At 53.6% G+C, this 26,224-nt stretch carries 25 protein-coding genes; 13 read left to right on the forward strand and 12 right to left on the reverse strand.

Translation table 11 applies throughout. The features are described 5' to 3' along the window. Positions 1-78: 78 nt before the first annotated feature. Genes mlaB through NP77_RS23610 form a run of 6 tightly spaced genes read right to left on the reverse strand, consistent with a single transcriptional unit; the run spans position 79 to position 3,416 of the window. Positions 79-384, reverse strand: a complete 306-nt coding sequence (gene mlaB, locus NP77_RS02750) for a lipid asymmetry maintenance protein MlaB (protein WP_008925413.1) — start codon at positions 382-384, stop codon at positions 79-81. Further along, a complete protein-coding gene (gene mlaC, locus NP77_RS02755) occupies positions 384-1,019 on the reverse strand; it encodes a phospholipid-binding protein MlaC (protein ID WP_008925412.1) in 636 nt (211 codons plus the stop codon). Before mlaC ends, mlaB begins: the two co-directional genes overlap by 1 nt. Before the next feature lie 15 nt (positions 1,020-1,034). Continuing rightward, the gene (mlaD, locus tag NP77_RS02760; protein WP_008925411.1) at positions 1,035-1,580 is read right to left on the reverse strand and encodes an outer membrane lipid asymmetry maintenance protein MlaD; all 546 of its coding nucleotides are present in this window, start codon (positions 1,578-1,580) and stop codon (positions 1,035-1,037) included. Positions 1,581-1,584: 4 nt separating this feature from the next. Next, positions 1,585-2,367, reverse strand: a complete 783-nt coding sequence (gene mlaE, locus NP77_RS02765; protein ID WP_008925410.1) for a lipid asymmetry maintenance ABC transporter permease subunit MlaE — start codon at positions 2,365-2,367, stop codon at positions 1,585-1,587. Between the two features lie 4 nt (positions 2,368-2,371). Further along, complete coding sequence (mlaF, locus tag NP77_RS02770) at positions 2,372-3,187, reverse strand: phospholipid ABC transporter ATP-binding protein MlaF (protein ID WP_008925409.1); 816 nt, start codon at positions 3,185-3,187, stop codon at positions 2,372-2,374. Next, positions 3,159-3,416: a hypothetical protein gene (locus NP77_RS23610; RefSeq protein ID WP_128755139.1), complete on the reverse strand. Its 258-nt coding sequence runs from the start codon at positions 3,414-3,416 to the stop codon at positions 3,159-3,161. Before NP77_RS23610 ends, mlaF begins: the two co-directional genes overlap by 29 nt. Here NP77_RS23610 and NP77_RS02775 point away from each other — a divergent pair. The 11 genes from NP77_RS02775 (at position 3,415) to npr (ending at position 11,395) form a co-directional block, all read left to right on the forward strand. Then, entirely contained in the window at positions 3,415-4,395 is a 981-nt protein-coding gene (locus NP77_RS02775) for a calcium/sodium antiporter (protein WP_003851100.1), read from the forward strand. The genes NP77_RS23610 and NP77_RS02775 overlap by 2 nt on opposite strands. 16 nt (positions 4,396-4,411) lie before the next feature. Beyond that, the gene (kdsD, locus tag NP77_RS02780) at positions 4,412-5,395 is read left to right on the forward strand and encodes an arabinose-5-phosphate isomerase KdsD (protein ID WP_003851102.1); all 984 of its coding nucleotides are present in this window, start codon (positions 4,412-4,414) and stop codon (positions 5,393-5,395) included. Positions 5,396-5,408: 13 nt separating this feature from the next. Next, a complete protein-coding gene (kdsC, locus tag NP77_RS02785; RefSeq protein WP_003851104.1) occupies positions 5,409-5,975 on the forward strand; it encodes a 3-deoxy-manno-octulosonate-8-phosphatase KdsC in 567 nt (188 codons plus the stop codon). After that, positions 5,972-6,544 carry an LPS export ABC transporter periplasmic protein LptC gene (gene lptC / locus NP77_RS02790; RefSeq protein ID WP_008925408.1) on the forward strand — a complete coding sequence of 191 codons (573 nt, stop codon included), beginning with the start codon at positions 5,972-5,974 and terminating at the stop codon, positions 6,542-6,544. Before kdsC ends, lptC begins: the two co-directional genes overlap by 4 nt. After that, positions 6,519-7,070, forward strand: coding sequence for a lipopolysaccharide ABC transporter substrate-binding protein LptA (lptA, locus tag NP77_RS02795; RefSeq protein WP_033762313.1), 552 nt, complete (start codon positions 6,519-6,521; stop codon positions 7,068-7,070). Before lptC ends, lptA begins: the two co-directional genes overlap by 26 nt. 5 nt (positions 7,071-7,075) lie before the next feature. Beyond that, a complete protein-coding gene (lptB, locus tag NP77_RS02800) occupies positions 7,076-7,801 on the forward strand; it encodes an LPS export ABC transporter ATP-binding protein (protein ID WP_003851107.1) in 726 nt (241 codons plus the stop codon). A 48-nt stretch (positions 7,802-7,849) separates the two neighbouring features. Next, on the forward strand, positions 7,850-9,283 hold the full coding sequence (gene rpoN, locus NP77_RS02805) for an RNA polymerase factor sigma-54 (RefSeq protein ID WP_008925406.1): 1,434 nt from the start codon (positions 7,850-7,852) through the stop codon (positions 9,281-9,283). Positions 9,284-9,304: 21 nt separating this feature from the next. After that, on the forward strand, positions 9,305-9,592 hold the full coding sequence (hpf, locus tag NP77_RS02810) for a ribosome hibernation promoting factor (protein ID WP_003851111.1): 288 nt from the start codon (positions 9,305-9,307) through the stop codon (positions 9,590-9,592). A gap of 152 nt (positions 9,593-9,744) precedes the next feature. Further along, positions 9,745-10,224 (forward strand): PTS IIA-like nitrogen regulatory protein PtsN, encoded by a 480-nt coding sequence (gene ptsN / locus NP77_RS02815; protein ID WP_008925405.1) that lies wholly within the window; start codon positions 9,745-9,747, stop codon positions 10,222-10,224. A gap of 47 nt (positions 10,225-10,271) precedes the next feature. Then, complete coding sequence (gene rapZ / locus NP77_RS02820; RefSeq protein ID WP_003851114.1) at positions 10,272-11,126, forward strand: RNase adapter RapZ; 855 nt, start codon at positions 10,272-10,274, stop codon at positions 11,124-11,126. After that, positions 11,123-11,395: a PTS phosphocarrier protein NPr gene (gene npr / locus NP77_RS02825; RefSeq protein ID WP_003851116.1), complete on the forward strand. Its 273-nt coding sequence runs from the start codon at positions 11,123-11,125 to the stop codon at positions 11,393-11,395. Before rapZ ends, npr begins: the two co-directional genes overlap by 4 nt. A 3-nt stretch (positions 11,396-11,398) precedes the next feature. Here npr and mtgA read toward each other — a convergent pair whose 3' ends face one another. Next, entirely contained in the window at positions 11,399-12,118 is a 720-nt protein-coding gene (gene mtgA / locus NP77_RS02830; RefSeq protein WP_033762315.1) for a monofunctional biosynthetic peptidoglycan transglycosylase, read from the reverse strand. A gap of 887 nt (positions 12,119-13,005) precedes the next feature. Then, positions 13,006-15,339 (reverse strand): aerobic respiration two-component sensor histidine kinase ArcB, encoded by a 2,334-nt coding sequence (gene arcB / locus NP77_RS02835; protein ID WP_003851122.1) that lies wholly within the window; start codon positions 15,337-15,339, stop codon positions 13,006-13,008. Between the two features lie 889 nt (positions 15,340-16,228). On the opposite strand from arcB, the gene NP77_RS02840 reads away from it, so the two are divergent. Together NP77_RS02840 and NP77_RS02845 are read left to right on the forward strand one after the other, a co-directional pair. Continuing rightward, on the forward strand, positions 16,229-21,760 hold the full coding sequence (locus NP77_RS02840; RefSeq protein ID WP_039658946.1) for a glutamate synthase-related protein: 5,532 nt from the start codon (positions 16,229-16,231) through the stop codon (positions 21,758-21,760). Between the two features lie 185 nt (positions 21,761-21,945). Further along, on the forward strand, positions 21,946-23,703 hold the full coding sequence (locus NP77_RS02845; protein ID WP_039658947.1) for a sulfite reductase subunit alpha: 1,758 nt from the start codon (positions 21,946-21,948) through the stop codon (positions 23,701-23,703). A gap of 113 nt (positions 23,704-23,816) precedes the next feature. Here NP77_RS02845 and sspB read toward each other — a convergent pair whose 3' ends face one another. The 4 genes from sspB to rplM form a co-directional block, all read right to left on the reverse strand. Next, positions 23,817-24,302, reverse strand: coding sequence for a ClpXP protease specificity-enhancing factor (sspB, locus tag NP77_RS02850; protein WP_003851133.1), 486 nt, complete (start codon positions 24,300-24,302; stop codon positions 23,817-23,819). 3 nt (positions 24,303-24,305) lie between these two features. Then, positions 24,306-24,947 (reverse strand): stringent starvation protein SspA, encoded by a 642-nt coding sequence (gene sspA, locus NP77_RS02855; protein ID WP_003851135.1) that lies wholly within the window; start codon positions 24,945-24,947, stop codon positions 24,306-24,308. Positions 24,948-25,278: 331 nt separating this feature from the next. Continuing rightward, positions 25,279-25,671 carry a 30S ribosomal protein S9 gene (gene rpsI / locus NP77_RS02860; protein ID WP_008925401.1) on the reverse strand — a complete coding sequence of 131 codons (393 nt, stop codon included), beginning with the start codon at positions 25,669-25,671 and terminating at the stop codon, positions 25,279-25,281. Positions 25,672-25,686: 15 nt separating this feature from the next. Then, complete coding sequence (rplM, locus tag NP77_RS02865; protein ID WP_008925400.1) at positions 25,687-26,115, reverse strand: 50S ribosomal protein L13; 429 nt, start codon at positions 26,113-26,115, stop codon at positions 25,687-25,689. Positions 26,116-26,224: the final 109 nt, after the last annotated feature.

A 26,224-nucleotide genomic window follows, 5' to 3' on the forward strand; every position in this document is an offset into this window, starting at 1 on the left:
ATAGTAGAGGAAAGCGGCTGACTCTTAAATACGCAAAAGCCCCTGTTGGAAACAGGGGCTTAGCATAACAACCGGAAATCAGGCGCTTTTATCCGCAGAAACAATAATCTGTTGCAGATTGTAAAGGGTAATCAGCGAGCGCAGTTTGTCACTGATGCCTGTAAAGCATGGGGTTATACCCTGTGCACGCGCGATTTCCCGCAAGTGCACCAGCAGGGCGAGACCGGAAGAGTCCACCCGCTCCAGCCCCGCGACGTCGATAGTATCGACATCTTTGATCAGCGTCTCGCGTTGCTGCCACAGGCTCATCAGCGTGTCGCGATCCAGTTCGCCTTTAAGTAATAGCGTGCTGGCTTCCCGCTCCCAGCGTAACGATTCGTGCATTATTGTTGTTTATCCAGCGTGATCGGCTGTGCCGCAGAAGACTTCAGTTGTGCCGTCAGACCATCAATACCTTTGGTACGCAACAAATCGCTCCACTCATTTTGTTTCGTGGTGATCATGCTGACGCCTTCGGCGATCATGTCATAAGCCTGCCATTTCCCGCTCTGGCTATTTTTACGCCACTGGAAATCGAGGCGTACCGGCGGACGTCCATTTGGGTCAATAATGGTGACACGAATAGCGACAATCTGGGCGTCGCCTAACGGCTGTTCAGGCTGAATCTGGTAGCTCTGGCCGTTATAGAGTGCCAGTGCCTGACCATACGCCTGCGCCAGATAATCACCAAAAGCGCTGAAATAGGCTTCACGCTGAGCAGGTGTTGAGTCACGATAGTAGCGTCCCAGCACTAACGCGCCTGCATATTTAATCTGCACATACGGCAGGAGCTCCTGACGCACAATCTCACGCAGGTAGTTGGGATCCTGCTTGATTTTCGGCTGCTCATTTTTCAGACGGGTGAATGTCTTCTGCGCCGCTTCGTTCATCAGCTTGTAAGGATTGCTCTGATCGGCTGCGGTCGCCGTCAGCGGTACCGCTACCACCAGCATGGCAATCATCAGTAAACGTTTAAACATGGTAAACCCTCTTCTTTAAGGTTGAGCCGGTGCCGCAGGCGCAGCACTGTCGCCTTCCTGCGCGTCTTTGGAGTCAGTTTTTTGTTTGTTATCGCCGCTCTTATAAAGGAACTGGCCGATCAGGTCTTCAAGCACCATGGCTGACTTCGTATCACGCAGCGTATCGCCATCTTTCAGCATCGCCGAGCCGAGCTCAGGATCGTCAAAGCCTAAGTTCAGCGCCAGGAACTGCTCACCCAGCAGGCCCTGAGTACGGACAGCCAGCGAGCTGGTATCTGAAATTTTATTCGCATACTGATCGCTGATCTCCATGGTGACACGCGGCAGCAGCGTTTTCGGCTCAAGCGCTATTTCTGTCACCCGGCCAATGACCACACCACCAATTTTGACCGGTGAACTGGCTTTCAGGCCGCCGATATTGTCAAAGGTCGCGTAGAGTTTCCACGTCGGCTCTGTACCCATCGACTTTAAATCGGCGACGCGCAGACAGAGAAACAATGCGGCGATCAACGCCATAATCATAAAAATGCCAACCCAGATTTCGCTTTTTTTGCTTTGCATTGCATCAATTCCCAAACATCAGTGCTGTCAGCACAAAATCCAACCCGAGCACCGCCAGTGAAGCATGTACTACGGTACGCGTTGTCGCGCGACTGATCCCTTCAGAAGTGGGAATCGCGTCATAGCCATTAAAAAGAGCAATCCAGGTGACCGTTACGGCAAAGACGGCGCTTTTGATGATGCAGTTAACGACATCGGTTCGGAAATCGACCGCGTTCTGCATAGCTGACCAGAAGAAACCGGGATCGATCCCCTTCCAGCTCACGCCAACCAGTGCACCGCCTGCAATACCGACCGCAGTGAAGATCATGGTCAGTAGCGGCATGCTGATAAAACCGGCCCAGAAGCGCGGCGAGACTACCCGGCGCAACGGATCCACCGCCATCATCTCCATACTGGAGAGCTGTTCAGTGGCTTTCATCAGGCCGATTTCAGCCGTCAGTGCCGATCCTGCCCGTCCGGCAAACAGCAGCGCGGTAACAACCGGCCCCAGTTCACGCAGCAAGGAGAGCGCCACCAGCATACCCAGACTGGTTTCTGCACCATAGGTGTTCAGCACCAGATAGCCCTGCAGTCCGAGCACCATGCCGATAAACAGACCTGAAACCACAATAATCAGTAACGACAGTACGCCTACACTATAGAGTTGTTTGATCAGTAGCGGCGTATGTCTGCGGAACGCGGGTTTTCCCACCAGCGCGTGAAACAGCATTAATCCTGCGCGTCCAAAACTGGCGCACGTTTCAATTCCCTGACGACCGAATGACGCCAGCGCCTTCAAGACCATCTGTTTAGTTACTCCCTGAGCCGGTTAAATCAGCGAGATAGTCGCCGGCAGGAAAACGGAAGGGAACCGGACCATCCGCATGGCCATCAATAAACTGGCGCACGCGCGGGTCATTATTCTCTCGCAGTTCCGGCGTGGTGCCGTGTGCGATAATTTTTTGTCCGGCCACGATATAGGCATAGTCCGCAATACTCAGTACTTCCGGTACGTCGTGCGAGACCACAATACAGGTCAGGCCCAGAGCATGGTTAAGTTCGTCGATTAATTTTACCAGCACGCCCATGGTAATGGGATCCTGTCCGACAAAAGGTTCGTCGAACATGATCAGCTCCGGCTCAAGCGCAATTGCACGCGCCAGTGCCACACGGCGTGCCATCCCGCCCGACAGCTCAGCTGGTTTCAGCTGGGCAGCACCGCGCAGGCCTACCGCTTCCAGCTTCATTAAGACAGTGCTGTGCAGAATCGGTGCAGGCAGACGGGTATGTTCACGCAGCGGCCAGGCCACATTTTCATAGACCGTTAAGTCAGTAAACAGGGCACCAGACTGGAACAGCATGCTCATTTTCTTGCGCGCTTCGTACAATTTAGCGCGTGACAATGACGGAATGTTTTCGCCACGGAAAAAGATTTCACCGCTGGTTGGCTGAAGTTGCCCCCCAATCAGGCGTAGCAGAGTGGTTTTTCCTATCCCCGATGGCCCCATTATCGCCGTGACTTTCCCTTTCGGCACGGTCAGCGAAATGTCGTCGAAGATAGTGCGATCTCCGCGCGAAAAACTCACGCCACGAACCTCAACCAGATTCGTTTGCTGCTGGATCATTATTACCTCTTGTAAGGATCGGGCGTAAACATGGGGTACGATGGTAGCCTGTTCGGTCCTGATTCACGATAGCTTTACAGAAACTTACCGCTAAGATTTGGCGAAAATGGTCATTAAATTTACTTTTGCCGTTCAGGCGGTCAAAATCAGCGCCTGTCTCGCCAAACAGAACCTTAAACCGGTCGGGAAAAGCATTGCCGGCCCGGGTTTTTACGCAAGGATTTTTCATGTTCTTAGCTTCTGCACTGCTGATTATCGGTTTGCTTTTACTGGCATATGGTGCCGATCGTCTGGTGTTTAGCGCCTCAATATTGTGTCGATCTTTTGGCATCCCGCCACTGATTATCGGCATGACCGTTGTCAGCATCGGCACCTCGCTGCCCGAGATGATCCTCTCCTTTTCAGCGGCGCAGCATGGCCAGATGGATCTTGCTGTGGGTACCGCGCTCGGCTCGAATATTACCAACATTTTACTGATCCTCGGTGCCGCTGCGCTCATGCACCCGCTTTACGTCCATTCTAATCTGATACGCCGCGAACTTCCGTTAATGTTGCTGGTTACCCTGCTCAGCGGATTCATGCTGTTTGACAATCAGCTTAGTCGACTGGATGGAATTGGCCTGATCGCCATAGCCGCTATTTATCTGATGGTGGTGATTCGCATTGCACGGAAAGCGGAACAGGACAATAACGACACCCTGACCCGCGAACAGCTGGCCGAACTGCCTCGCGAAGAGAGCGGAAATACAGTGGCCTTTCTCTGGCTGGCCGTCGCGCTGATTATACTGCCGATGTCGACGCGGATGGTGATCGATAATGCGACCGCTTTTGCCGACTACTTTGGCGTCAGTGAACTGGTCATGGGCCTGACGCTTATCGCCGTGGGAACCAGCCTGCCTGAGCTGGCAACGGTCATTGCGGGTGCGCTGAAAGGTGAAGATGATATCGCGATCGGCAATCTGATCGGCGCCAACATTTATAATATTGCCATCGTGCTGGGCCTGCCGGCGCTGATTCATCCTGGCAGCATCGACTATCACGCTTTTGCCCGTGATTATTGGGTGATGCTGGGCGTCAGCGTGCTGTTTGCCCTGCTTTGCCTGCTTCGTCGCCGTCGGGTTGGTCGCACGGCAGGCTTAATTTTACTCTGTGGTTTCTTCGTCTGGGTGACGCTGCTCTGGATGCAGCCGGCATTTATGGACGGTTAACAAGGACAGACTCACTATGTCATATCAGCAACCAACAGCATTTGATTTTCAGCAGGCGGGAAAAACTGTCCTGCGCATCGAGCGTGAAGGACTGGAACAACTCGATCAATATATCAATGACGATTTCGCCCGCGCCTGCGCCCTCATTTATGCCTGTCAGGGAAAAGTGGTGGTCATGGGCATGGGCAAGTCTGGCCATATCGGCAAAAAAATGGCGGCGACCTTTGCCAGTACCGGCACGCCCGCCTTTTTTGTGCATCCGGCTGAAGCCAGCCATGGCGATCTGGGGATGGTGAGCAAAAATGATGTGGTCATCGCCATCTCTAACAGCGGTGAGTCCAGCGAAATTCTTGCGCTGATCCCAGTGTTAAAACGTCAGCATATTTCGCTGATCTGCATCACCGGACGGCCTGACAGCGCGATGGGACGGGTTGCCGATGTGCATCTTTGTGTTCATGTTCCGCAGGAAGCGTGTCCGCTGGGTCTGGCGCCCACCTCCAGCACGACGGCCACGCTGGTGATGGGTGACGCGCTTGCGGTTTCGCTGCTGGAAGCGCGTGGATTCACGGCGGAAGACTTTGCCCTCTCCCATCCTGGCGGTGCGCTGGGCCGCAAGTTGCTGCTGCATGTGGCTGATATCATGCACAGCGGCGATGAGCTGCCGCACGTCACGCGGGATGCTTCACTGCGCGATGCGCTGCTGGAAATTACGCGCAAAAACCTGGGACTGACGGTGATCGTCGACGGTCTGATGAAAATTGAAGGCATCTTTACCGATGGCGACCTGCGCCGCATTTTTGATATGGGCATCGATTTTCAGCGCGCCACCATTGGCGAAGTGATGACGCCGGGTGGCATCCGCGTCCGGCCAAATATGCTGGCGGTTGAAGCCCTGAACCTGATGCAGACCAAAAACATTACCTCGATTCTGGTGGCCGATGACGACCGTCTGCTCGGTGTGGTACATATGCATGACATGCTGCGCGCTGGCGTAGTCTGAACAGGAAGAGAAAATGCAACAGGCAACTCCCCCGATTGAAACCTGCTATGGCCCGGTCAGCGCTGATGTTATGGCACGCGCCAGCAACATTCGTCTGCTGATCTGCGACGTCGACGGCGTGATGTCCGACGGGGTGATCTACATGGGAAATAATGGCGAAGAGCTGAAGGCATTCAACGTGCGGGACGGTTATGGTGTGCGGTGTTTGCTGACCTCTGATGTAGAAGTGGCTATTATTACCGGCCGTAATGCCCGTCTGATGGAAGATCGCTGCAAAACGCTCGGCATCCGTCATCTTTATCAGGGACAATCGGATAAGCTTTTGGCCTATCGTGAACTTCTGGATAAACTGTCTCTTTCCGACGACCAGGTCGCCTATATTGGTGACGATCTGATCGACTGGCCGGTTATGGCGAAGGTGGGATTAAGTGTGGCAGTGGCGGATGCACACCCGATCCTGTTGCCACGAGCCCACTACGTCACGCGGATCGCCGGTGGACGCGGCGCGGTACGCGAAGTATGTGACCTGATATTAATGGCGCAGAACAAATTTGAGGATGCCAAAGGGCAATCAGTATGAGTAAAAGCAGGCGTTGGATAACGCTGATTCTGACCTTGATTGCACTGGTTTTGATCGGCTGGAATCTTACTAACCAGGATGACAATGGCACGCCCGTCGGGCCCGACAGTCAGTCGCCGACCTACACCAGTGCTGATTCACACACTGTGGTTTATAACCCGCAGGGCGCGCTGTCATATAAACTGGTCTCAGACAAAGTGACCTATTTCTCGGATGACGAGCTGAGCTGGTTCGAAAATCCGGTGATGACCACTTATGATGAGAATAAAATCCCTACCTGGACGTTACGCGCCGATAAAGCAAAGCTCACCAAAGATCGTATGCTTTATCTGTATGGCCATGTTGAGCTGAATACGCTGACGCAGGATTCTCAGCTTGAGCGCATTAAAACTGATAACGCACAGATCAACCTTGTCACTCAGGATGTTACCTCTGATGATCAGGTAACATTGTATGGACGCAGTTTTAACTCCACCGGCATGAAAATGCGCGGCAATTTACGGACAAAAAACGCCGAGTTAATCGAGAAGGTCAAAACCTCATATGAAATTCAAAATGAACAAAAATAGCCTGAAGCTTTTACTGGCCAGCATGTTGCTGGCAACCAGCGTTCCGGCGCTTGCCCTGACCGGTGACTCGGATAAGCCCGTCAACATTGACTCGCAGAATCAGGCACTCGATTTGCAGGGCAATGTCGCGACCTTTACCGGCAATGTCATCGTGACGCAGGGTTCAATCAAAATCACGGCGGATAAAGTCGTGGTGACCCGTCCCGGTGGCGACAGCAAGAAAACCATCGTTGATGCCTACGGCAACCCCGCTACGTTCTATCAGATGCAGGACAGCGGCAAGCCGGTTCAGGGCCATGCCTCAAAGCTGCACTACGAACTGGCTAACGACTTCGTTGAACTGACCGGCAATGCGTTCATTGAGCAGCAGGACAGCAACATCAAAGGCGATCGTATTACCTATCTGGTAAAAGAGCAGAAAATGCAGGCTTACAGCCAGGGCCAGAACAAGCGCGTCACTACCGTCCTGGTGCCGTCGCAACTTCAGGATAAAGGTTCGTCCAACAGCGGAAAGAAGAGTAACTGATAGCTATGGCCACATTAATCGCAGAAAACCTGGCGAAGGCATATAAAGGCCGTCGCGTGGTAGAAGATGTCAGTCTGCAGGTAAAGTCCGGCGAGATTGTCGGCCTGCTGGGTCCGAACGGCGCCGGTAAGACCACCACCTTTTACATGGTGGTCGGTATTGTCCCGCGTGACGCTGGCCGTATCATTATTGATGATGAAGATATCAGTATCCTGCCGTTGCATGCCCGTGCGCGTCGTGGCATTGGCTATCTGCCGCAGGAGGCCTCCATTTTCCGTCGCCTCAGCGTCTACGATAACCTGATGGCGGTACTGCAGATTCGTGACGATCTGACAGAAGAACAACGTCAGGATCGCGCCCGTGAGCTGATGGAAGAGTTTCACATCGAGCACCTGCGCGACAGCATGGGTCAGGCGCTGTCGGGTGGTGAGCGACGTCGTGTTGAGATCGCACGCGCACTGGCCGCTAATCCTAAATTTATCCTGCTGGATGAGCCTTTTGCCGGTGTTGACCCGATCTCCGTTATCGACATCAAGAAAATCATTGAGCATCTGCGTGACAGCGGCCTTGGCGTGCTGATTACCGACCATAACGTGCGTGAAACCTTAGCGGTCTGTGAGCGGGCTTATATTGTCAGCCAGGGACACCTGATTGCGCATGGCACACCCAATGAAATTCTTGCGGATGAGCAGGTTAAGCGGGTTTATTTGGGTGAAGAGTTCAGACTCTGATAAGGTGTCGTTAATACCGATGTTTACCTGGGAACTACCATCCTGTCTATGAAGCAAGGTCTACAACTCAGGTTCAGCCAACAGCTGGCAATGACTCCACAGTTGCAACAGGCGATTCGTCTGCTGCAACTCTCTACGCTTGAACTCCAGCAGGAGTTACAGCTTGCACTCGAAAGCAATCCGCTGCTTGAGCAGACTGATCTGCATGAAGAGATCGACTCCAGGGAATCGCCGGAGTCTGAGGCGCTGGATACACGCGAAGCGCTTGAGCAGAAAGAGATGCCCGATGAACTGCCGCTGGATGCCACCTGGGATGAGATCTACACGGCGGGCACGCCTTCCGGCACTGGCACCGATTATCAGGATGATGAGTTACCGGTTTATCAGGGTGAAACGACACAGTCACTGCAGGACTACCTCATGTGGCAGGTTGGATTGACGCCTTTCAGTGATACCGATCGCGCTATTGCCACCTCTATCGTCGATGCTATCGATGACACCGGATATCTCACCGTTTCGCTTGAGGAGATCCTGGACAGTATCGGCAACGATGATCTCGAAGTGGATGAAGTTGAGGCGGTGCTGAAACGCATCCAGCGTTTTGACCCAATGGGTGTTGGTGCGCGCGACCTGCGTGACTGTCTGCTGGTGCAGCTGTCGCAATATGCGCCCGACACACCGATGCTGGCAGAAGCACGCCTGATCGTCAGCGAGCATCTCGACCTGCTGGCCAATCACGATTTCCGTAGCCTGATGCGAGTGACGCGCCTCAAAGAGGATGTACTGAAAGAAGCGATGGTGCTGATTCAGTCGCTGGACCCGCGTCCGGGTCAGTCGATCAATACCAGCGAGCCAGAATATGTCATTCCCGATGTCCTGGTGCGTAAAGTTGGCAGTCGCTGGACGGTTGAACTCAATGCCGACAGCTTGCCACGCCTCAAGATCAATCAGCACTATGCGGCAATGGGCAGTTCAGCGCGCAACGACAGCGACAGTCAGTTTATCCGCAGTAATCTGCAGGAAGCCCGCTGGCTGATTAAGAGTCTGGAAAGCCGCAATGATACGCTGCTGAAAGTAACGCGCTGCATTGTTGAGCAACAGCAGGCGTTTTTCGAGCAGGGTGAAGAATTTATGCGTCCGATGGTGCTGGCAGATATCGCCCAGGCTGTTGAGATGCATGAATCGACCATTTCTCGCGTGACTACGCAGAAGTATCTGCACAGTCCCCGTGGCATTTTTGAACTAAAGTACTTTTTCTCCAGTCATGTGAATACGGAAGGTGGAGGCGAAGCCTCCTCAACCGCGATTCGTGCGCTGGTGAAAAAATTAATTTCGGCGGAAAATCCAGCCAAACCCTTGAGCGACAGTAAACTGACCTCAATGTTATCTGATCAGGGGATTATGGTGGCACGGCGTACCGTCGCCAAATATCGTGAGTCTTTATCCATCCCGCCATCGAACCAGCGTAAACAACTGGTTTGAAAGAAATGAGAAGGAAGACCTATGCAGCTGAACCTGACCGGGCAACATGTTGAAATCACACCGCCTCTGCGTGAGTTCGTCAACGGGAAATTTGCCAAACTGGAACACTATTTTGAACATATCAATCAGGTCTATATTGTCCTGAAAGTTGAGAAAGTCACTCAGGTGGCTGATGCAACACTTCACGTGAATGGTGGCGAGCTGCACGCTACATCGGAAGCGGAAGATATGTATGCGGCAATTGATGGGCTGATCGACAAGCTGGCCCGTCAGCTGACCAAACACAAAGATAAACTGAAAAAACACTAATCTTCACGCTAGCAACGCGCGCCTGGCGCGCAGAGCCGACAGGATGGGGCGGATAATCCGCCCCGTTTTGTCATCTGAGTAAGCGCAGCTTGTCTCAGAGGTAATGACGCGCTGGCGGCGAATGGCCTGGTGAACACGCAAGTGAAATGATAATGAACAACGATCTTACACTGGAATTGAGCACAGTGCTTTCGCCAGACTGCACCCGCAGCGGCGTACACTGCCAGAGCAAAAAACGTGCGCTGGAAATCATCAGCGAACTGGCCGCTAAGCAGCTCAACCTGCCGCACCAGACGCTTTTCGAAGCGATCCTGACCCGCGAACGCATGGGCAGTACCGGTATTGGCAATGGGATTGCGATCCCTCACGGCAAGCTGGAAGAGGATACGCTGCGCGCGGTTGGGGTCTTTATCAGCCTCGAACAACCGATTGCATTTGATGCCGTCGACAACCAGCCGGTCGATCTGTTGTTTGCTTTACTGGTCCCGGCCGACCAGTGCAAAACACACCTGCACACCCTGTCACTGGTGGCGAAACGTCTGGCAGATAAAACGGTCTGCCGTCGTCTGCGCGCTGCCCAAAGTGATGAAGAGCTCTACGCCATTATTACGGAAATCCAGACAGAGCAGTAACACGTCTTTACCGGCCAGGTGCCGGTTTTAAAACGGGAGAAAAGGTCATGGTGCTGATGATCGTTAGCGGTCGTTCAGGCTCGGGGAAGTCAGTGGCGCTCCGTGCGCTGGAAGATATGGGGTTCTACTGTGTTGATAACCTGCCGGTCGTGCTACTGCCCGAGTTAGCTAACTCGCTGGCGGAGCGTAATATTTCGGCAGCAGTCAGCATTGATGTGCGTAACATGCCAGAATCTCCGGAAATTTTTGAAACCGCGCTGAATAACCTGCCTGACTCATTTTCACCTCAGCTGCTGTTCCTGGACGCCGATCGTAATACGCTGATTCGTCGGTACAGCGATACGCGCCGTCTGCATCCCCTTTCCAGCAAGAATCTGTCGCTGGAGAGCGCGATTGACGAAGAGAGCGATCTGCTGGAGCCATTGCGTTCGCGGGCCGATCTCATCATCGACACCTCAGAGATGTCAGTGCACGAGCTGGCCGAGATGCTGCGTACCCGCCTGCTGGGTAAACGTGAACGTGAGCTGACCATGGTGTTTGAATCCTTTGGCTTCAAACATGGCATCCCTATTGACGCTGACTATGTGTTTGACGTGCGCTTTCTGCCCAATCCCCATTGGGATCCCAAGCTGCGGCCGATGACTGGCCTCGATCGCCCGGTGGCGGCCTTTCTTGATCGCCATACAGAAGTGCATAACTTTATCTACCAGACGCGCAGCTACCTTGAACTCTGGTTGCCGATGCTGGAAACCAACAACCGTAGCTATCTTACCGTAGCGATTGGCTGCACTGGTGGCAAACACCGCTCAGTCTATATCGCTGAACAGCTGGCGGATTACTTCCGTTCGCGTGGTAAGAATGTACAGTCACGCCATCGTACGCTGGAAAAGCGCAAATCATGACCGTCAGACAAACTGTAGAAATTAAAAATAAGCTGGGCATGCACGCCCGTCCGGCAATGAAGTTATTTGAGCTGGTGCAGAGCTTTGATGCCGAAGTGTTGCTGCGCAATGAAGCGGGCACGGAAGCTGAAGCCAGCAGCGTGATTGCGCTGCTGATGCTCGACTCAGCCAAAGGCGGACACATCGAAATTGAAGCCAGCGGGCCGGAGGAAGTCCCGGCGCTGGCTGCGGTCATTGAGCTATTTGAAGCGGGTTTCGACGAAGATTAAGGCCTAGTCGAGTTTGTTACGCTGTAAAAAACCTTCTCCGCCAAGCTGGCGCATCTGACGCAGTATCCACTGTTGCCGTTCTCTGACATAACCTGAGGGGGCAGCAGCACGATAACGAATCGGATTGGGCAAAACCGCCGCCAGCAAAGCAGCATCTGCTGCCGTAAGCCGGCTGGCAGGTTTATGGAAATAGTGCTGTGAAGCCGCTTCAACGCCAAAGATACCCGGCCCGAACTCCGCGATATTGAGATAGACGGTCAGAATGCGTCGCTTAGTCCAGACCGTCTCAATCCCGACTGTCAAACCCGCCTCCAGACCTTTGCGGATCCAGCTGCGGCCATCCCAGAGAAACAGATTTTTCGCCGTCTGTTGTGACAGCGTGGACGCTCCGCGCATCCGGCTGTCGCTGTTATCCAGTACAGATTCAATTGCCGCAACATCGAAGCCCCAATGCTCAGGAAACTTTTGATCTTCTGAGGCGATAACCGCCAGTCCCATCCAGGGCGACATTTCGTCATGGCCGACCCAGTCTGAATGGGCGACATAACTAAAATCACCGTATAACCAGGCACCTATCTGTCGTTCAGCCATCACGGCTGAAAACGGCACCGGCAGGAATGAAAAGAGTAAAATACCTGCCAGCCATGCGCCCAGCCATACCAATACGATTCGACCGACAATCCGTCTGATACGCTGTCCGACGCTTCCTTTATGCTTGTTCATGCAATCTTCCCACACTTGTTCCAGACGTTAATCAATCACTCATGTAATCACTGCCGCTAACACAGGCTTTTTACGATTATCGCTGAAAACGGGACGACAGTTTCCAGACTTTATTCAATCATTTTGCATCAAAATGCTGCAACAGTTCGAAATAGTTCAAGGACTTCCGTAAAAAAGGAATCGGTTCCATTGCTTACCCTTGCTTAGGCGCTTTCCAGATAAACAGTTAATAAAGAGTAATAAGCGCCGGATTGAATCATTCGCTATATTTAACTATTATTTTTTTCTTAATCAGATGCAGTTTAAACCTTAATCAGAATCTTCGTTATAACGCTCAAATAAACAGCGCTTAACTGACTCCCTCCTGGCCATTATGGCACTGTTGGCTTCCTTTAAAGCCTCAGGTGTGCAGACGGGAAAAGGAGAAAGTTTTAGATTCTTTTTAATCATTCCAAATCGTTTTGGATAATTCGTATCATTTCAGGCTGTGTGCTTGCAATATCAGCGCGTTAGCCACACTGGAGAGGTGAATGTTAACGCGGCTTCACTTTACTGCAGCGCAGACTCTGCGTCCCTGTCCGACAGCCTTAAAACTACACGAAAAAGAGCAAATATGGTCAAAACACCATCAATACAGCGTGTAAAATGATTCCTTACTTGACTGTGTTGGCAAATTAATGTTTTCTGTATTTAAACGCTGCTCAATATCACAAATTTTAATGAATCTTGTCGCACGAGAAGATGAATTTGCTAAGGTGATAACAGTGTTAACCAATACCCTGCGGCTGCATTAATTATTCATATCATAGCGGTCGCAATGATTTCCCTGGTGTTGGCGCAGTATTCGCGCACCCCGGCCTCGGCTGGGGTCATTTTTTTCCGGGATATCACTTCTCCTGCTCTGATACCCAGTCACGCAGTACCTGCACATCATGTCGCCACTCCTGTTTCAACTCATCGATCCATTCAACAACATTGTCCCACCATGCCGGTAACTCCGGACTCTGAATCTGTTTCGCCAGCATCTGCAAACGCTGCAGCCCTACTGAACCCGCCGCACCTTTAATTTTGTGGCCTTCTTCAGCAATCCCTTTCTGATCTCGGGCCATCAGATTGGATTCCAGAACCGCAAGATAGTCTGGCATCATTTTTTCAAACATCGTCAGACTTTGGGTTATCAGACCGGGGCCGACCAGTTCGATATACTGTTCGAGCATGGCAACATCCAGCAGCATCCGACTTTTGTCGTCGCTGACATCAAGCGTTTCTTCTTCCGCTTCTGCCTGATAATCCCAGTACTTTTTAATCATCGCAGTCAGTGCTGGCACCGCAAGAGGCTTGCTAAGCACGTCATCCATGCCTGCGTCGAAGTACTCTTTTTTGTCTTTGAGAACATTGGCGGTAAGTGCAACCAGCGGTGGCAGATGTGTTCCCTGATACTGCTGGCGAATCGCACGCGAGACATCCAGCCCGGTCATATCAGGCAATTGAATATCCAGCAGCACCAGATCAAACTCCAGCGGGTCAAACATCGCCAGCGCCTCACTGCCGGTCATGGCGACCTCAACGCTACAGCCCAGCTTTTCCAGTACTGAGCGCGCCACAATCACGTTGAGCTCAATATCTTCGACTAACAGTACGTGCAGTGCAGGCAGTGGCAGGCTGTCATCCACACCTTCGTCCTCCACCTCTTCAGCAATACGCGGGGCTTTGATTTCAACGGTGAAGCATGAACCTTGTCCTGGTGCACTGTGAACCCGGATATCCCCGCCCATCGCCTGCGCCAGTCGGCGTGATACCGCCAGCCCGATACCGGTACCAGTTGCGGGTTTGCCGCCATGCTGGTCTTTAACCTGATAGTACATGGCAAAAATCTTGTCCTGCTCGTCCTGGCGAATCCCCATGCCGGAGTCCTGCACCTCGAAGCGCAGCGTCTCGTCCTGCTCATAGGTGACCCGCACGACAATTTCACCCTGTTGGGTAAATTTCACGGCGTTACCTATCAGGTTCCACAGAATCTGGCGCAAGCGGGTCCCGTCGGTGGAAATCATATGCGGTAGTGGCAGTTGCGGCGCGAGCACAAATTTCAGCCCTTTTGGCTGTGCCAGCAGGCCGGAAAGATTTTCCAAATCGGCCAGGAAGCCGGTGAAATCAAGCGGCTGATTATCCAGTTGCACTTTACGGCGTTCGATTTTGTCCACCTCAATGACATCATTAAAGATGTTGCCCAGCGTGATGGCAGAGACGTGGATGGTTTTCAGGTATTTCAGCTGTTCCTGATTAAGGTCGGTATCCAGCAGAATACGGCTCAGGCCAACAATGCCATTAAGCGGCGTACGAAGCTCGTGGCTGATCGTAGAGATAAAGGTGGTCTTCTCCCGGCTGGCGTTCTCTAACGCGTCCTGATAGCGCTTACGCTCGGTTATATCGCGGCCAAAACCCATTAGCCCGCTGCGCTTACCCACACGGTCGTAATAAGGCACTTTACGGATCTCGAAACAGGCTTTGCGTCCGTCGGGATATTGCAGCCACTGTTCATAGGTCAGCGAGACGTTGTGGCGGAACACTTTTTCGTCTGTTTCAAGCACCTTCGTTGCCGCTTCATCATCGTAGATATCACGCGGGGTCAGGCCGATCAGCTGCTTTTCGCTTTTGCCGGTGAGTAATTCCATTGCACGGTTACAGCCGGAGAACTGTTTATCGATGTTGCGATAGAAAACCAGGTCTGGCGAAGCATCCAGGAATGAGCGCAGGAAGGAAGATTGCTGCTCCAGCTCAATCTGTGCCTGCTCACGACGCGTCACCTCTTCACGCAACTTGTCCATCACCTGCTCACGAGCCAGCTCCGCCTTTTTACGGTCGCTGATCTCCTGATTCAGCTGCGTAATGGTCTCTTTCATCTGCTGATTGAGTTCCAGATCACGTGTGCGCATCTCTTCCAGCTTGTCCACCAGCCTGGCCAGTCGTTGTCGTGACTCTTCAAGCTGATCGACCACGACGGACAGGAAATAGACTGCCCAGGGCGTAATCAGCAGCCCGAAGAAGACCGAACGCACCACGTCAATACTCTCAACATGGCCCCGCAGCACCATCGTGACCGCCATCTGGACAATCATCGCCAGCACCACCAGCGCAGACGCCAGCAGCAGCGAAAACCTCACCAAACCCAGCTTGACCATTAAATCAACGTAGTACTGCGCCAACAGACGAATTTGTTTCATAACAACTCCCTGGATGAGAAACAGCCTCATAATAGCGCAGTTACCCTGCTGACGTCGCAGCACGTCGCAGGGAGAAGCGGGATAAAACGCCCTGTTATGGTGCATCCGCGCGGCCGATCGGCGACGTTAAGGACAAAGCGGTTAAAACCCTTGACTGACTGTGCCAAATGAATAATCTGTAAGGCCGCCAGCGAATCACCGATTTCTCTGTCCGGCCTTTTTTCAATATCCTGGCAGACTCCTGCTGCGCAGGCACACCTTTCATATATGCATACCCATTCATCTTTAATGATGTTTTACGCACGCTCATCCTGATTAATTTTTCTTATAACCAATGGCTGTTTCATTCAAATAGTCGGACATAAGAAAAACAGATACATGCTATGCATCAACGGTGTTGAACAGCATTTAATGCTGTCTAACACCCCGTCACCAGCATGGTGCAGAGATCTGATGCCTGCACTACAGTGAGTCAGTTCACATTTATCGGCCGATCGACGGGTGCCAAAGTGATACATTTTAAACCATAAAAATCATTTAATTCATAAAGTTATATACATTAAACACCTGATTACCCCGTCTGACCACGCCATTTGACCTGATTACGCTTTCCCGATAAGTTGGAAATCCGCTGAAAGCTTTCCAGACGGGCCATTGTCTCGGCATATCTATGCAACAAGAAGACTCCCGCGTGGTTTAAGTCATCTCCTTTAAGAGACCGGAAATCAGAGAGCAGCTCAATTAAGGACGTTTTACCGATGTCTGGAGAGAAATGCTCAGGGCTATGACGCGCGCTCGACAGAGCATGGCGATGAAAATGATAGCGCCCCAGTGCGCCCAGACCCTGAATCAGTGCAGGTAATGTCAAAGCAGTTTAAGGAGACCCTCAATGTCCACTAAAAAACCTCAATCCTATGGCTTGTATGATCCGACAGCAGGCAGTGACAGCTGTGGTGTAGGTTTCATTACGCGTAAGGACGGCGAGCAGACCCACGAGATTCTGCAGATGGCACACAGCGCTCTGTGTACCGTGCCTCACCGCGGCGGTATGTCCGCGGAAGGCGTCGGCGATGGTGCGGGGGTCAACGTTGATCTGTCGCTGCACTTCTTCCGCAAAATTACCGGCCAGCCGCTGGAAGCGGGTCGCTTTGGTGTCGGCAACTTCTTCGTGCCAAAAGATGCCGGGCTGCGCGCGAATGCCGAACGTCTGGTGGATGAGGCACTCAGCAGCTTTGGCCTGCCGGTGATCATGAAACGCGACATGCCGCTCGACAGTAGCGTGACGCGCCCGGCCGCCGTGCAGTTTCAGCTACCGATTTTGCAGTGGATTTTCACTGCGCCAGAGGACGTGGTCGACCAGAACGACTTCGAAAAACGTATCTACCGCGCCCTGCTGACCATTGAAGCCCGTGCGTTTACCGAAAGCGAATTTGGCGGTCTTTATCCGCTGTCGCTGTCATCACGCACCCAGGTGTTTAAAGCCCGTCTGAATTCCAATGAAGTGATCCCTTACTTCAAAGATCTGACCGATCCGGACCATCAGGTACGCGGGCTGTTCTTCCATACCCGCTTCTCCACTAACACCGATCCGCATACCACCATGGCACAACCGTTCCGCCTGATGGCGCATAACGGTGAACTGAACACTGACCGCAAAAACCGCATCGCCGAGTCGGCGCTGGCGCTGGCGCGTGGCAAGAAAATCGTCCGGCCAAAAGGCCAGTCTGACAGTTCGCGTCTGGATCAGAGCATCCACAGCCGTCTGATGGAAGATAACCTCGATCTGATCACGGCCGTTGTCTCGATGATGCCGCCCGCCTGGGAAAACGACAGTTCACTGCCGACAGAAGTGCGCGACATGCTGGAGTATTTCTCGCTGTATGAAGAGAAGAACGACGGCCCTGCAGCATTAATCTTTGGCAATGGCGAAGTCATTGGTGCTCGTCTGGACCGTCTTGGCCTGCGTCCACTGCGTTCAGTCGAAACGGCTGAGTATATCGGTGCAATGTCAGAAGCCGGGCAGATCGCGTTTCCACCTGAAAGCGTGTTGCGTCGTGGCCGAATCGAAGCGGGCGGCATGCTCTATTTCGATCATCGTGAAAAACGCAGCTACACCACGCTGCAGGCGCTGGAAAAACTGGCTGCAGAGAAAGATTATTCTGCGTTGCTTCACGAAGCGCGCGTCGGTCTTGACGATCTGCCTGAGATCCCGGCAGAACAGCAGGGTTCACCGTTGCGTTATCGTGGCGACCTGAAAACCTATCAGCGCTTTGTTGCCTACTACTACAACCAGGAAAGCTTCAAGTTCATGATGGACCCGATGCTGAACACTGGCGCAGAGAAGATCTCTGCGATGGGTTACGGCAACGCCATCAATGGCTTATCCGATCATGAAGGCGGCATGGCGCACTACTTCTCTCAGCGCTTTGCTCAGGTGACCAACCCACCGCTGGACTCTATCCGCGAAGTGGACGGTATGACGCTGCGCGTCGCGCTGGGCGCAAAACCGCATCTGGGCCGCAGTAAAGGCCGTCAGATTGTGGTGCCGAGCCCCATCCTCAGCCACCTTGATATGCTACGTTTACGTGAGCAGAAAATCGCGCCTTATGCCCGCTTTGAAATGCTCTATGAGCCCGTGATCGGTAAAGATTTGCTGAGCACCACGGCTAACGCGAATGCGCTGGAAAAAGCGATTGATGACCTGGCGCAACAGGTAGTGGATTTTGCCCGCTCTCAGGGTGGCATTGCCGTACTGACCGATCGCCACATCTCGTCGAAACACGCTGCAATCCCGATGTTGCTGGTGGTATCCGCCATTAACCAGCGTCTGGTGCAGGAAGGCCTGCGTCTGGATGTTTCTCTGGTGGTGGAGAGCGGCCAGAGCATCTCTTCGCACCACATTGCCGCCACACTTGGTTTCGGCGCTTCCGCTATCTACCCACTGGGCGTACAGATGCGCGCAGAGGAGAAATTTGGTGAAGGTGAAGAAGGCAACAAAGCCTTTAAACGCTATGCCAAAGCGGCTGAAAAAGCGCTGATGAAAACCATGGGCAAAGTGGGCCTCTGTACCGTTGAGAGCTACAGCAGCGGCGAGTTCTTTGAGCCAAACTTCCTCAACACCGATGATCCGGTGTTGAAAAAGTATTTCCCGAATATCAGAACACCGGTGGGCGGCGCAGGCTTCGCAGCAATCGCGGCGATGGCAGTAGACTGGCACCAGAGCGCACTGAAGATTCAGGGTGAATCTGAAGTGCCATTGCTGGGCCTGTTTAAAGAGCGTGCAGAAGGCGCGGGGCACTCTTACGGCACCATCGCCGTACGTACTTTCATCGACATGACTGAAGAGCCGATTCGCTTTGCCGACAAAGCGCGCGAAGAGGACAACTTTATCCGCCTGATGACGCTGGCAAAACTGGATAACGCTTTTGGCATCAAGCCCGAAACGTTCAAAGACAGCAGCTTCGAGCGCATCCCGGATGACGTCATCAACAATTTTGCCATTACTGCCGATTATCGTCAGTTCTCAAGCCTGATGTACGAAGAGCGTAAACGTCGTCCGGCGGCCCTGCGCGACATCCTGACCTTCCCGGCTGATTTGACACACATCGACAGCGAAGCGGAGTTCCGTCGCAAACTGGGACGCTACTCACTGACCAACAACGGCTTTGCGATTCGCGGCATGGTGTGTGAAGCGGTGGATGGCAGCCTGAATCACTTCATGCTGCGTCTGACCGATGCCATTGAAGGGCTGAAGCCTGAGAGTGAGCGCCTGCAGAACCTGTCACGCGCCCTGAAATTCCGCTTCGGCGACGATATTGAGAGCAGCGAAGTGGTTGAAGGGGGTCTGAAAGTGACCGCGTACGGTAAAGCGGCTGATTATCTGTCACGTATCTTCACCACCCTGCCCTCACTGCCGCTGAGCGACGTACAGCCAGCCTGTGAAATTACCCGTACCTTTGCCTCCGGGGCGATGAGCCACGGTGCGCTGGTCGCGCCTGCTCATGAAGCGGTTGCACACGGCACAAATATGGTCGGCGGCATGAGTAACTGCGGTGAAGGCGGTGAGCACTACTCCCGCCATGGCACTATTCGTGCCTCCCGTATCAAACAGCTGGCTTCCGGTCGTTTCGGCGTCTGGGCTGCCTATCTGGCAGATCCAATGCTGGAAGAGCTGGAGATCAAAATTGGTCAGGGTGCGAAGCCTGGCGAAGGCGGACAGTTACCGGCAGCCAAAGTCACGGTAGAGATTGCGGCTGCGCGTGGCGGCACGCCTGGCGTTGAGCTGGTTTCTCCACCGCCACACCATGACACCTACTCCATCGAAGATCTGGCGCAGTTAATCCACGACTGTAAAGCCGCGCGGGTGCGCGTTATCGTCAAACTGGTCTCGTCTGAAGGCATCGGCACCATCGCGGTTGGCGTAGCCAAAGCCGGTGCAGATGTGATTAACGTGGCGGGTAACACCGGCGGTACCGGCGCAGCGTCTGTCACCAGTCTGAAATACACTGGACGTGTAGCCGAAATCGGCATCGCTGAAGTCCACCAGGCGCTGTGCGCCAATGGTCTGCGCGATAAAGTCCTGCTGCGCTGCTCTGGCGCGCAACAGACCGGCAGCGATGTCGTGAAATCTGCCCTGCTGGGCGGCGACAGTTTCGAGTTCGGCACTACCGCGCTGATGATGCTGAAATGCGTGATGGCGAAGAACTGTAATGTGAAGTGCCCGGCTGGCTTAACCACCAATGCCGAAGCCTTTGATGGCGATCCACGTCAGCTGGCGCAGTACTTCCTCAACGTGGCGCATGAAGTGCGTGAGATCCTGGCACGTATGGGTCTGCGTTCTTTGCGTGAAGCGCGCGGTCGCTCTGACCTGCTGCACCTGATGGATCACCCGCTGGAAGTGGGCAAACTCGACTTACGCGCCATGCTCACCGTGGTGCCTGAACTGAAAATCGACAAGCCGGTTTATCTGGAAAAAGATTTTGAACTGGATGATGGCTGGATTGAGCAGCTGAAACTGTCGCTGGTGGAGCAGGGAAATCCTGACGTCGCACTGGGCGATGGCATCGTGCTGAATAACCGCAACAAAAGTGTCGGTGGTCAGCTGGCTATCGATATCGAACGCATGCTGAACCATCAGTTGAGCGCGGAGCAGTTAAACCTGATGCCTGCTGTCATGACTGACGATCGCGGTCGCCGCTATCTGGCGCCTGAGAGCGTAAAAATTTCCACAACCGGCTCTGCCGGCCAGTCATTTGGCGCATTCTGCAACGATGGCATGCAGCTGGCACACTATGGCACCTGTAATGACGGTGTCGGCAAAGGACAGTGTGGCGGCGAACTGATTGTGATGTCGCCGGGTGGCGGCGCGCAGGATGCCGATGGCAACGTGCTGATTGGTAACTTTGCGCTGTTCGGTGCAACTGGCGGACGTCTGTTCGTACAGGGCCAGGCCGGTGACCGCTTCGCGGTGCGTAACTCAGGTGCAACGGCCGTCGTTGAAGGCGTGGGTGACTTCTGCTGTGAATATATGACCAACGGCGCCATTCTAAACCTGGGCACCTTTGGTAAAGGATTTGGCAACGGCATGAGTGGCGGCTTTGCCTACCAGTACGATCCCTATGGTTCGCTGGCAAGCCACGCTGCCGGGGACTCTGTGCGGTTTGGCTCGATTGCCGACCAGGATGAGATGGCGCAGGTGCACAAGCAGGCGGTACTGACCATGCTCAACTGGCACATTGAGGCGACGAAATCGCCACGTGCTGCCTGGCTGCTGGAAAACTGGGAAACAGAGTGTCATCACTTCGTTTATGTGATGCCACGTTCGCTGCTGCTCTATCAGGATGGCGGTGAGATCCTGAAAGCCAAGAGCCGTAAAGATCTGCTCGAAGAGCTATCAACGGCGCTGTCAGGCCATCAGGTTGCCAAGTTTAAAGCCGCGTGGCGTCAGGGTAAAACCATCGCCAACGGTGCCGTACCAGCCTATGGCGCGACCGATACGCAGGAGATGTTTGTCCTGCTGAACAACTACACCGTGCTGAGCTTTGCGCAGCAACTGGCACTGGCAAAATTGCCGAAAGGCACGTCAGTTGAAGATCCGGCGGTAGAAAAAGCGGTGCGTAATCTGCTGATGACGGAAGACTTTTCGCTGGTCAGTAAGCTGCAGCGTCATGCCCGTTCCGCCATCGAGAGTTACAGCGATGACGAACTGGCGAGTCTGATTGGGACCAAACGCATGTCAGATTACAAAGCGGCGCTGACGCAACGTAATATCCGCTCCATGGACAGCCTGGCAACCTACGGCTGGATCATGTATCAGGATGCCTGTAACCGGGAAGTGCTGGGTCATCTGCCTGACTTTGAAGAGCTGTTTGCACGTGCGGCATTGCCGGAAATCGCCGCTGCGGTGGGTAAACTCTCCTGACAGTGATACTGATCAGGCTGAACTGAATATTATTAATTGATCATTGCCCGGATTAATCGTTGTACCGGACAGATGCAAAACCGCTCTCCCCTGCTGCAAAATCTGCGGCACGGGAAAGCGGAACGGCTGTCACACCGGACAACGCCACTGATATCGGGCGAGAACGGGATTGAGTAAGCGTACCCATGAAAATTCCTTATATTCCAGAAGATGCACCTTTTAATGGCGATCAGAAGTACTGGCTGGCTGGCTTTCTTGCGGGGCTTCACTCCCGTTTGCTGGTGTTAGAAGACAAACAGCAACCTGCCGCAGGTACGGGTGCAGCCGCGACCACGCAACTGCACATTCTGTATGGCTCGCAGACCGGCAATGCCGAAGCGCTGGCGCAGACCGCAGCAAAATCTGCCCGCGCGAAAGGGCTGGTTCCGGTGGTTCAGGCGCTGGGCGATGTCGATCTTGATGTGTTCGCCACCATGCGCCATGTGCTGATTGTTACCTCGACCTATGGCGAAGGGGAAATGCCGGACAACGCACAGCTATTCTGGGATGCGATTTCTGCCAGTACCGCACCGCGTCTGGAGCAGATGCATTTTGCCGTGCTGGCGATTGGCGATACCGGTTACGACGGCTTCTGTCAGGCGGGCAAGTTCATTGATATGCGCCTTGAGCAGCTGGGCGCGAAACGCGTGGTTGATCGTATCGATTGTGATATTGATTATGAAGAGCCTTCCAGCGAATGGCTGAACAGCTCAATGCCACAGTTTGCTGCCAGCGCGGGCAGCAGCGGCACCGTGCTGGAGAGTGCACCTGAAGCGCCTGTGATTCCTGGCAGCAATAAATCGAATCCGTATGCCGCCGCACTGATCACCAACAAGCGTTTGTCAGGCGAGCAGTCAGCAAAAGATATCCGTCATTTCGAATTCGACCTGTCGGACAGCGGTCTGAAGTATGAAGCGGGCGATGCGCTGGGCGTGATTCCGGTCAATGAACCGTCGCTGGTCAGCCTGCTCCTGACTCAGCTTAATGCTGATTACCAGACACCGGTGCCCGGCTTCGACCGCAGCCTCGGCGACCTGCTGACCTACCAGTTTGAGATTTCGGAGCCGTCGCGCAAGTTGATCGAATGGGTCGGACAGAACACCACCAACCAGGAACTGCGTCATGTGTTACAGCATGATGATAAAGATGCGCTGGGCGTGTGGCTGTGGGGCAAAGATACGCTCGACCTGCTGCAGCTTGAACTGACGCGCTCGCTGGCGGTGCCTGAATTCGTCGCTCTGCTGCGTCCGTTGCAGCATCGTGCTTACTCCATTTCGTCCAGTTCTAAAGCCCATCCTAACCAGGTGCATCTGACTGTTGCCTCAGTGCGTTATCACAGCGGCGGCCGTAATCGCGGTGGCGTCTGCTCCACCTATCTGGCCGAGCGTGTGCGTCGTGGCGAGAAGCCCGCTATCTTTATTTCACCCAATAAATCGTTCCGCGTGCCGGCTAACAACAACGCACCGCTGATCATGGTGGGACCCGGTACCGGCATCGCCCCATTCCGGGCCTTCCTGCAGGAGCGTCAGGCAACCGGCGCGCAGGGAAAAAACTGGCTGTTCTTCGGCGATCAGCATCAGGAACATGACTTTATCTATCAGGATGAATTACTTGCCTGGCGGGATAATGGCTTGCTGACCCGCCTGGATCTGGCGTTCTCACGCGATCAGGAGAAGAAGATCTACGTGCAGAGCCGGATGCTTGAGCAGGGTGCGGAACTCTATGCCTGGCTGCAGGAAGGGGCTTACTTCTACGTCTGCGGCGATGCATCGCGCATGGCGAAGGATGTGGATAACGCGCTGTATGAAGTGGTTCGCCAGTTTGGTGGGCTCTCCACCGAGCGCGCTGCGGACTACGTGGATCAGTTGAAGAAAGAGAAACGCTACCTGCGCGACGTCTACTGATAGCAAAGGTGTGCTGAAAGAAACCCGGCTTGCGCAGGCAGCCGGATTTTTTTTATCTCTTTTTTATGAATAACAGGCAAAAAAATACCCGTCGGATGGACGGGTATTCACGGCTATTTCACTACACGGAGTGAAGGGCGTCCGCCACGAGGCGGTGGATCGTCGTCAGGCGGTGTCTCGTCATCGCGGGCATCGTCAGGACGATCGCCATCAATCACGGACATCATGGTCTCTTCCTGACCCTCTGACGTCTCCTGCGTACCCAGCTCGTAAGCAGGTTCAGGCTCAAACATCGTCCCGGCACCGTTTTCACGCGCGTAGATTGCCAGAATCGCCGCCATCGGCACATTAACCTGGCGAGGAACACCACCAAAGCGCGCATTGAACGACACCTGATCATTCGCCAAATCAAGGTTACCCACCGCGCGTGGCGCGATGTTCAGGACAATCTGACCATCACGCGCATACTCCAGCGGCACCTGCACACCGGGCAGATTAATATCGACCACGAGGTGCGGCGTCAGCTGATTGTCGAGCAACCAGTCATAGAAGGCGCGAAGCAGGTAGGGACGACGTGCAGTAAGTTGCGACATTTCCATACGTTAAGCCCGGGCTTGCAGGCGCATTTCACGTTCAGCTTCAGTTAATGAAGCAAGGAAAGAGTCACGCTCAAATACGCGGTTCATGTAGCCTTTCAGCTCTTTTGAACCTGAGCCAATCAAATCGATGCCCATTGACGGCAAACGCCATAACAGCGGTGCCAGGTAGCAATCGACCAGACTGAACTCTTCGCTCATGAAGTAAGGGGTACGACCAAACAGGGGTGCGATAGCCAGCAGCTCTTCACGCAGTTGCTTGCGTGCTGCTTCAGCTTCCTGACCCGTGCTGTTCTCGACTTTCCGCATCAGGCTATACCAGTCCTGCTCGATGCGATGCATCATCAGGCGGCTATCACCACGGGCAACCGGATAAACCGGCATCAGTGGCGGATGCGGGAAGCGCTCATCTAAGTATTCCATGATGATGCGTGATTCATACAGCGTCAGCTCACGATCTACCAGCGTCGGTACCGTGCGATACGGATTGAGGTCAATCAGATCCTGCGGCAGGTTATCCATTTCGACCTGCTCGATCTCTACGCTGACACCCTTCTCCGCCAGGACGATACGTACCTGATGGCTGAAAATGTCAGTAGGACCAGAAAACAGCGTCATTACCGAACGTTTGTTGGCAGCGACAGCCATGAAAACCTCCAAGTTTGTTCACAAAAAGATACTGCAAATAGCCAACCACACGGCGACTCACTTGCTTATCGAACTCGCACGCAACCTGGTTAGCCGCGCCGTAGATACTGACGCCCCGACAGTGGGAAGGCGCATAACGCACCGGCCTGCGGGCGCAAAGTGACACAGAGTTTACCAGATTTTAGGCTACTTGTGGGCGTGGAATGAATGTTTGCAGGTAAATTGAGCGCGACGTTACGGTTTTCGCCGGGAGTTGAGGGGACGGCAGCAAATAAAAAACCCGCCGAAGCGGGTTTTTTGAGCCAATTGTCGCAGCCGGAGCTGCAAACAATTAACGCTTGGAGAACTGAGGACGACGACGTGCTTTACGCAGGCCGACTTTCTTACGTTCAACCTGACGCGCATCACGAGTAACGAAGCCTGCTTTACGCAGTTCGCCACGCAGTGATTCGTCGTATTCCATCAGAGCGCGGGTGATACCGTGACGGATCGCACCAGCCTGACCAGAAATACCGCCACCTTTAACAGTGACATACAGATCGAATTTACCAACCAGGTCCAGCAGCTCAAGCGGCTGACGAACTACCATGCGGGCAGTTTCGCGACCGAAGTACTGTTCCAGAGAACGTTGGTTAATTACGATGTTACCGCTACCCGGCTTAATGAATACGCGAGCGGTAGAGCTTTTGCGGCGACCAGTGCCGTAGTTTTGAGTTTCAGCCATTGCCTTTAATCCCGATTAAATGTCAAGAACTTGCGGTTGCTGTGCCGCATGGGTGTGCTCGTTGCCTGCGTAAACTTTCAGTTTACGATACATAGCACGACCCAGCGGGCCCTTCGGCAGCATGCCTTTAACCGCGATCTCAATCACACGCTCAGGACGGCGAGCAATCATCTCTTCAAAGGTCGCCTGTTTGATACCACCGATGTGACCAGTGTGGTGATAGTAGATCTTGTCAGTACGCTTGTTGCCGGTTACAGCAACTTTTTCTGCGTTCAGAACGATGATGTAATCACCAGTATCAACGTGCGGAGTGTATTCCGCTTTATGCTTACCACGCAGACGGCGCGCCAGTTCAGTCGCCAGGCGACCCAAAGTTTTGCCCGTTGCGTCAACTACAAACCAGTCACGTTGGACGGTTTCTGGTTTAGCTGTAAAAGTTTTCATCGAAAAGCTTACCCAAATTAAGTTACACGTTGGTGAAATCCCAAACGCTTAAGTAAACGAATGAGGCTCACACGACCATTTTGACCAGCAAGCCACCCCTTCGGATAGA

This window comes from Pantoea sp. MBLJ3, from assembly GCF_000816655.1.
Taxonomy (GTDB): domain Bacteria; phylum Pseudomonadota; class Gammaproteobacteria; order Enterobacterales; family Enterobacteriaceae; genus Pantoea; species Pantoea eucalypti.